This window comes from Sulfitobacter maritimus, assembly GCF_013346665.1.
Lineage (GTDB): Bacteria > Pseudomonadota > Alphaproteobacteria > Rhodobacterales > Rhodobacteraceae > Sulfitobacter > Sulfitobacter maritimus.
Map to the genome: position 1 here is coordinate 49,025 of NZ_JABVBB010000026.1, position 7,373 is coordinate 56,397.

The window sequence follows — 7,373 nt, forward strand, 5'->3', positions numbered from 1 at the left end:
CCTCGGGGCGTGTTTCGGAACATCGCATCCACGCGGGCGGGCTCCGTCAGCACCCCGGCCAGGCTCGGTGGGACGCGGACGCGGATGATGGCGGCTGCGTGATGGCAAGGCTCATCCGGGTCTCTCCTTTTTGCTCATAGATGTGGATCGCACGGGGTCGGCCCGTTCGTGCCCTCAGCTCACGCTTCGGCAAGCACAAATACGGCTTCCACGGCGCGGCCGCGGACCCTCCGCATTTGCGCTTGCGACCGGGCCTCTTGCCCCCGTGCCGGGTGATCCCCATCGCAACAAGGAGTAACCCAAATGACCAACCACTACGTCGCCACCGTCCCCGTCAAGTTCACCGATACCGATGGCCAGGAGCGCACCCGTTTTCAGCGCGTGGGCGCGATGTCCCGCAACACCCGCAACGGGGACGGCTCGGAGTTCTTCAGCCTCAAGCTCGACTTCCCGGTCGCGGTCTCGGAGCTGGTGATGTTCCCGCCGAGCGCGAAAGATCCCCAGGACTGAATCCTCTGACGAGGATGGGCTGCCCCAGGACGATCTTGGGGCGGCCCGATCCCTGTTCCAGGGATGCCGCGTCCGGCGGTCAGATCGCCCGAGGCGACTTCACGAAGCCGTCGGCCGCTGCGCGTTCAACGGACGCACTCCCCCCGAAATGATCGGGCCGCGACAGACCGGCCAGTCAGCCTCAAGGGGGCCATCCACAAAAACCTATCGGCCAGGGCCTCCCGGTTTTTGCGGCAGAGATTTGGCAAGCCAAATCTGGCCCGCCTTGACCCTGACTGTCCGCCCTGTCGGTGGGGTTTGCGCCCGCCCGCGGTTCCGTCCGAACACATGCGTGTTCGTCCAGACCCTCGGGCGGTGCTGGAGAAGGGGCCTTTGAAGCTGGAGGCTGTGCTGGTGGTGAGGGCGGCAGAGCCGCGTCCCTGCGGGCCGCGGCGTGAAGCGGACACCAAGGCTGCCTGAGACTGAATGCGACGTAAGTATATAATTGACAGCTTGGTGTATTATCGTAAGGTAGGGGCAGCCTTGGTGGAAGGTGGCAGGAAATAGGGGGTCTTTCTTCGCATGTCTCGCTCAAAACGCCTCATCGATGCGGAGCGCATGGAGATCGTTCGCGAAGCTGCGGAAGGCGTTTCCACTTCAGTGCTGGCGGAACGGTTTGGCGTGTCGGTGCGGGCGATTCAGTACACGCTCAATGCCGATGCCGAGCGCCAGACGGATGCCGCAATTCCGGTCTCAGCGGTCAGTGTAAAGGTCACGGCTGCGGAGCTCGCGGCGCTCGATGCGGTGCTGGCCGAGGCCGGGATCGAGAGCCGTGCCGAGGGGCTGCGGCGACTCATTCAGGCGGCAGGCGGGGTGTTCGTTCCGGACGCGCATATGGCAGCAGAGATGGCGCGCTACCGCGCCTCTCTGCACGAGGTCGGTAATGGGGTCGCGCAGATCGCCAAACAGATGACGCAGGCCAACCGGCGGGGGCAGGCGGCCGTGGGGGGCACGAGTGCCGAGTTCACCGAATTGCGCCTTGCGCAGATGCGCGGGTTGGCGCGGTTCATTCTGGATTCCGCTGACGAGATCGATCTGCTTCTGCGCCGCCGTCGAGACGCGATGCAGCTCCAGGCCACGGCCGCGCTGAGAGAGTTTGCCCATGCGGCTGAATGATGCCGTCCATGCTGTCACGGGCGAGGTCTTCCGGGATGGCTGGAGCCGTGTCCGAGGCTCGATGCAGGGGCTGCATGTCGCCAAGCAGAGCCAGCTTGTGCGCGCGGCAGCGGGACACCGGCCTGCGGTCTTCAAGGCAATCCGGGGCGGGGGGACGCATACCAAATCGCAGCTCGCAAACCAGCTCGATTACCTCACCACCAAGTCCACTCATATCGTGGACAGTAGCGGGTTCCTGGATGGCAAGGCGAAGCTCGAGGCAAAGGACATCAAGGACCTCACCGAGCGCTTTGCCAAGCGGTGGGATGCGGGCTTCAAACCCAAGCTCGGACAGACCACCCACATGCTCATGTCCTTCCCCATCGGCACGCGGGGAGAGGATGTGCGCGACATCGCGACGGATGTGGCCGAGCGCTTCTTCCAGACCGATGAGGGGCATTTCGACTACATCATCGCGGTGCATGAGGACCGCGATCATCCCCATGCGCATCTGGTGCTGAACCGCCGCTCGCAGGAAGGCGAGTTCTTCTTCCTCGGGCGCAACCATCGCTTCAACTATGACGACTTCCGCCTCGCGATGGTCGAGGAGGCCGAAAAGTATGGCGTGCGCCTGGAGGCCACGCGCCGGGTGGATCGCGGGGTTTTGCATTACCCAGCCCGGACCGGCGAGGTCTACGCGGCCAAGGACGAGGGTCGCGCGCCCCGCGAGCGCGAACGTGTGGGGCAGGACCTGGCGCGGACGCTGGCGGAGATCGCCAACACCAGAACCATCTACCACTCGCTTGCTGCGGAGGCTTCGCGTGAAGCCCGCGAGGATATTGCCGCAGCACTCTTCCGTGCGGGCGAGGTGCTGGCGCGCGGCGGGCAGGTGGACCGAACAGGAGATGTGTATATGGCAGAGGATCAGAGTTTCGAGGATCTGAGAAGCCTCTATGCGGAGAAGCTCGCGCGGGTGCAGGGCATGATCGCCGAAAAGTCCGACGCGGAACGTCCCGAGCTGGAAAAACGCCTCATCGAGATCCAGACGCAGGTCCAGCACATGCAGCCTCTCGGATTGCGTTCGAGCACGTTGTCAGAGGCACCATCGGAGGGCGGGGTCTATTCCGAGGTAAACATCCAAGAGAGCCAGTTGGAGCGCCTCACAGAGCCGCGACTGCGGTCGCGGATCGACGCGGCCCTGCGGGGCACGGGGATCAGCACATTGGAAGTGGTGGCCCGGATCGAGACGGGCGCCTCAAATGCAGCGCTCGAGCATCAATGGATCGCCAATGATCTCTCCAAAGTGGCCGAGGCGCGGGACCTGAACCTCGAACGCCGCGCAGACCTGGAAAAGGCGCGTGACATCCTGAATGACGTGCATGTCGAGCTTGGCACGCTTCTGGAACGGGAGAACGTGCTGCGCCGGGATGGGGTCGTGGAGGAGAAAGCGGTCAGCGAGCGGTTCCACTATCACGAGGACGCGGTCCGGGCGATGGAAGGGACAATCCGTCAGGAGATGCGCGCAGACGGCCTGACTGCGCAGCAGATCGAGGATCGGGATTGGCAGGTCGTCTCGTGGGCGGAGCGCCGGATCGAGACGGAGCAGCGTGCATATCTCGAGGCACATCCGGAGCTGCTCGCACGCCCTGGCGATGTGATTGACCGGTCTGAGCCTTACAAGGAGACCATTACCGATGCCGCCCGCGCCAGTGCGATCACCCGCGAAGTCGACCGCATCATGGAGGGACGCGACCTCCGTACGCCCGTTGCAGATGCCGTCACGGATGACTTGCGCGCGCGCTATCCGGACATGCCGTCCCACCTCGCCCGCGGGCTCGGTGCGACCTATGCCGCCGTCATCGAGATACGGGACACGGAGGCCATTAATCAGGTCCGCCGCGACAACGAGTTGCGCGAGGGGCTTGGGGTTGGCACGCGTGACGAACGTCTAGCCACCCGCGATGAAACGGCGCCGCAGTCTGACCGTGCCGGCCGTGTCCCAGAGGAGGTTGCACGTGTCCTTGATCATGAACGGGCCGGAGAGCTGTCCGCACCTTTCGAGACCGAGGCGGAGCGGGACGCCTTCCGCGAGGAGATCGCGCGGGTGCTGGATGACCGCCAATTGGGCCGCCTCACATCCGGCGATGCCGATGCGCTGGACAAGGTTCTCGAGGACCGTCTCGACCGGCTCTATGTCGCCAAAGTCTACCTGCAATCCGATGCGGCGACGGCCAACACCGAGGCCTTGCGCCAGGTGGTCGATGAACTTGCCGACGCCGAGTATGAAAAACACCGCGCGACAGACGTGGATGGCGAGACCGAGCGGGGCCAGGTCCATTGAGCGCCGCCATGGGAAAGTCGCGGATCGCGACCGGCGTTTTGCTGGTGACGCTTGTGACCGGGGCCATGGGCTACACCATCGCCTCGGCCGTGCTGACGTATCAGGATCTCGGCTTCGGGGCCGAGATCGACTTTGCCTATATCGCGCAGAACTATCTGGCGATCCTCGATCGCCGCCCGGAGGACGCCCAACTCATCCACCTGATCATCGGTAGCTTCGCCGCCGCCGGTATGATGCTGAGCCTCGCCCTGTCGGGGTCCGCGCTCACACGCTTTGGCCAGACCCATTGGCAGACCTCCCGCGAGATGAAGGCCAATGGGTTCTTCGGCGCGCCCGGGACGGGATTCATCCTCGGTAAACTTGGGGCGCCGGGCTCCCGCGCGAAATACATCTGCTCGACGGTCTTTCCCCATGCGCTGATCGTGGCCCCCACGGGTCGCGGCAAGACCACGGGTTTTGTCATTCCGAACCTGCTCACCTGGCAAGGCTCTGCCGTGACGCTCGATGTGAAGGGCGAGTGTTTCGAGGCCACGGCGCGGCACCGCGCAGCCCAGGGCGACAAGGTCTATCGCTTTGCTCCCACGGATTGGGAGAGCAAGCGCACCCATCGCTATAACCCGCTCCTGCGTATCTTCGAGCTGAAAGATCCTGCGCGCCAGCAGATGGAACTGCAGCTCTTGGCGACGCTGTTCCTGCAGAGTGACAACGACCGGGTGCAGGGCCTCCTCAAGGGCGGGATCGATCTCTTCGTGGCGGCAGGGCTTTTGGCCTTCCAGCGCAAGCGCCCGACCTTGGGCGAGATTTACCGCATCGCTGCCTCGGGCGGGAACAAGCAGAAGGAGTATTTTGCGCGCGGCCACGAGGTGGAAAACCGGGGTGCCAAGCTGATCTTCACGCGGCTCGCTTCGACCAACAACGACACCCTGACTTCCTATGTCTCGCTCCTGATGACCTCGGGGCTCGATCAATGGCAGAACCCGGCGATCGATGAGGCGACGGCGGTGTCGGATTTTGATTTCCGGACGATCCGGAAGAAACCCTTTTCGGTTTATCTCGTGGTCCAGCCGCTGATGGTCAAACCTCTAGCGCCGCTGATCCGCCTTTTCTTCTCCGATCTTCTCTCGGCCATGCAGGAAAAGGACCCCGGGCCAGATGAGCCGTGGCCGGTGATGATCATGCTCGATGAGTTCAACCGCCTCGGCAAGATGCCCATAGTGGTCGAGAGCATCGAGACCCTACGCACCTATCGAGGTCACCTGGCCGTCGTCACCCAAACCATCCCCGCCCTCGATGAAATCTACGGCGAGAACACCCGCCGGGCCCTGCAGGGCAACGCGGGCGTTAAGCTCTATCTGACGCCTTCTGACGAGAAGACCGTCGAGGAGCTGAGCAAGGCGGTCGGTAAGACCACGAAAACCGTCGTCACGCGGTCGCAATCCATCGGCAAGAACCCCTTCGAGGGGCGTAGCCAATCAACACGGACCGAGGAAAGCTCTTTGCTCCCCGAAGACGAGGCTCGCCGCCTGCCACTCGACGAGATCGTCATAGTGATCGATGCACAAATGCCTGTCCGGGCGAAGCGGATCCAGTATTTTGACGACCGGCTGTTTAAGGCCATCCATGCGGCGCAGACAGGCGAGTTGCCATTTCCAGAGCCGGGGGGAGGGGGGCCGCAAGGCACGCTGCCGCTGAGCATGCGCGCCATGCCGATGACACCGCCACTGGACGGGTCTGGCGGATCCGAGGCCGACGTTGAGGCCGAACGCCAGGCTGCTGATGGCCAATCGTCAGGGAAAACTGATGTCGCTCCAAAGAAAACTTCGCCGGTCGTTCAAGCCGTTATCGCCGAGGAACAGCGCCAGATGGAGATGGATTTTGGCAGCAGCGTTGTGGATTCTGAAGCTGCGAGCGTAGCTGATGAGGCGCAGATGCGCTCTGCAGTCGATGGATTGGCTGAAATGGAAGCGATGCTGCAGGAGGGGGATGGCGAAAAGCTGGTTGCTCGATAGGGTGGCGGGGCATGGCTTTTCTGTACGGCGGGCGGAAAGCCGCCGTTCGCCGCAAAACGCACGAACGGCAGCTATGCGAACAAAGCTAAGGGCACCTCGATTTTTGAACAATTTTTGGTAGTTTGGCGGTGCGGGCGGCCTGAAGCAGGATCGTGGCTTTCGTCTGGCAATTGGCAGAGCCTCGCAGCCGCTGTATTGCGGCCTTCAAGCCTTGTTTGTCATGCTTTGACGCGTGATCGGTTCTTGGATCGCCCGGTATTCACGCCGGACACGGGTTGATGCGGCGCAGTTGAACGAGGCGTCGCATGTTATATGCGAGGTTCTTCATCCCGATCCTGGCCTTGGCTCGCACCAGACCAATGCTACGCACAAGGGTGCCACCCATGTCGTTGGTCTGTGCGCCGAATACATGTTCCACCCGGACCCGAACGGTGGATTTGGTCCGATTGCTGCCCTTGGCCTGATCTGTGAGAGGTTTGCCGCGTTTCCCCTTACGGTGGATGTGACTTTTCAGCTTCCGCGCGCGCAATTTCGCCTCCGTCTCCTCGGACCGATAGGCCGCATCCGCCCACACACCGGAGCCGGTATTGCCTCGCATCAGCAGGTGATCCACCGCTTGACTGTCATGCAGCGCGGCATCGCTGACGTGATAGCGCCGGACCAGCTTGTGCTTTCGGTCGACGTTCACATGGTTCTTGTAGCCGTAATGGCTCTTGCCGTGCTTTTTCGTCCAGCGCGCGTCCACGTCCTTCTGGCTGCGCTTGGCGGGCTTGTTTTCCCAATGCTCGGGGTTCTCGCCCTTCTTGATTGACGCGTTCTCGTCGCGCGTGTTGTGATTGCGCGGCACCGCCACAATAGAGGCATCAAGAATTTGCCCACCCCGAGCGATATACCCCTGCCGCGCCAAATACCCGTCAAATTGACGAAACAGCTCTTCCACCTTGCCCGCCTGCGCCAGCGCATCGCGATACAGCCACACCGTCTTTGCATCCGGCACCCGGTCCGCAAGGCTAAGTCCCAGAAACCTCATAAAGGACAGCCGGTCACGGACCTGATATTCGATCTGATCGTCCGACAGGTTGTAGAGTGCGCTCAGCACCAGCGTCTTGAACATCAGCACAGTGTCCATCGGCTTGCGGCCTGCGCGCGACTTGCGCTCCGCATCAGGCTTGCGCCAAACCTCATCCAAAATAGAACGAAACTCCTCCCACGGCACGACCGCATCGATCTCAACCAATGGGTCCTTCTTCGCGTCAAGGCTCGCATAGCGGTCGGAAAGATCAAAGAAACCCATCTGCGTCATTGCCGTCTCCCCTGTGCCGGTTCGTCCCATCAAAGATAACGCAGCACCGGGGTTGGGGCAATTTTTAGAGGTGCCC

General features: G+C 62.6%; 5 protein-coding genes. 4 read left to right on the forward strand and 1 reads right to left on the reverse strand.

What is annotated here, in order from left to right; genetic code table 11:
- Positions 1-303: 303 nt before the first annotated feature.
- From HTT03_RS07855 to HTT03_RS07870, 4 genes are all read left to right on the forward strand, one after another.
- The gene (locus HTT03_RS07855; RefSeq protein WP_174859307.1) at positions 304-510 is read left to right on the forward strand and encodes a hypothetical protein; all 207 of its coding nucleotides are present in this window, start codon (positions 304-306) and stop codon (positions 508-510) included.
- A 561-nt stretch (positions 511-1,071) separates the two neighbouring features.
- Positions 1,072-1,665: a helix-turn-helix domain-containing protein gene (locus HTT03_RS07860; protein WP_174859308.1), complete on the forward strand. Its 594-nt coding sequence runs from the start codon at positions 1,072-1,074 to the stop codon at positions 1,663-1,665.
- Entirely contained in the window at positions 1,652-3,985 is a 2,334-nt protein-coding gene (locus tag HTT03_RS07865; protein ID WP_174859309.1) for a relaxase/mobilization nuclease domain-containing protein, read from the forward strand. Before HTT03_RS07860 ends, HTT03_RS07865 begins: the two co-directional genes overlap by 14 nt.
- Before the next feature lie 8 nt (positions 3,986-3,993).
- Positions 3,994-5,994, forward strand: a complete 2,001-nt coding sequence (locus tag HTT03_RS07870; RefSeq protein ID WP_174859310.1) for a type IV secretory system conjugative DNA transfer family protein — start codon at positions 3,994-3,996, stop codon at positions 5,992-5,994.
- 259 nt (positions 5,995-6,253) lie between these two features.
- On the opposite strand, the gene HTT03_RS07875 is transcribed toward HTT03_RS07870, so the two are convergent.
- Positions 6,254-7,297 (reverse strand): IS5 family transposase, encoded by a 1,044-nt coding sequence (locus tag HTT03_RS07875; protein WP_174857890.1) that lies wholly within the window; start codon positions 7,295-7,297, stop codon positions 6,254-6,256.
- Between the last annotated feature and the right edge of the window lie 76 nt (positions 7,298-7,373).

Excerpts from the sequence above, each read along its gene's own strand:
- HTT03_RS07865 (WP_174859309.1), top strand. The coding sequence starts at position 1,652 with ATGCGGCTGAATGATGCCGTCCATGCTGTCACGGGCGAGGTCTTCCGG.
- HTT03_RS07870 (WP_174859310.1), top strand. The coding sequence starts at position 3,994 with ATGGGAAAGTCGCGGATCGCGACCGGCGTTTTGCTGGTGACGCTTGTG.
- HTT03_RS07875 (WP_174857890.1), bottom strand. The coding sequence starts at position 7,297 with ATGACGCAGATGGGTTTCTTTGATCTTTCCGACCGCTATGCGAGCCTT.
- HTT03_RS07860 (WP_174859308.1), top strand. The coding sequence starts at position 1,072 with ATGTCTCGCTCAAAACGCCTCATCGATGCGGAGCGCATGGAGATCGTT.
- HTT03_RS07855 (WP_174859307.1), top strand. The coding sequence starts at position 304 with ATGACCAACCACTACGTCGCCACCGTCCCCGTCAAGTTCACCGATACC.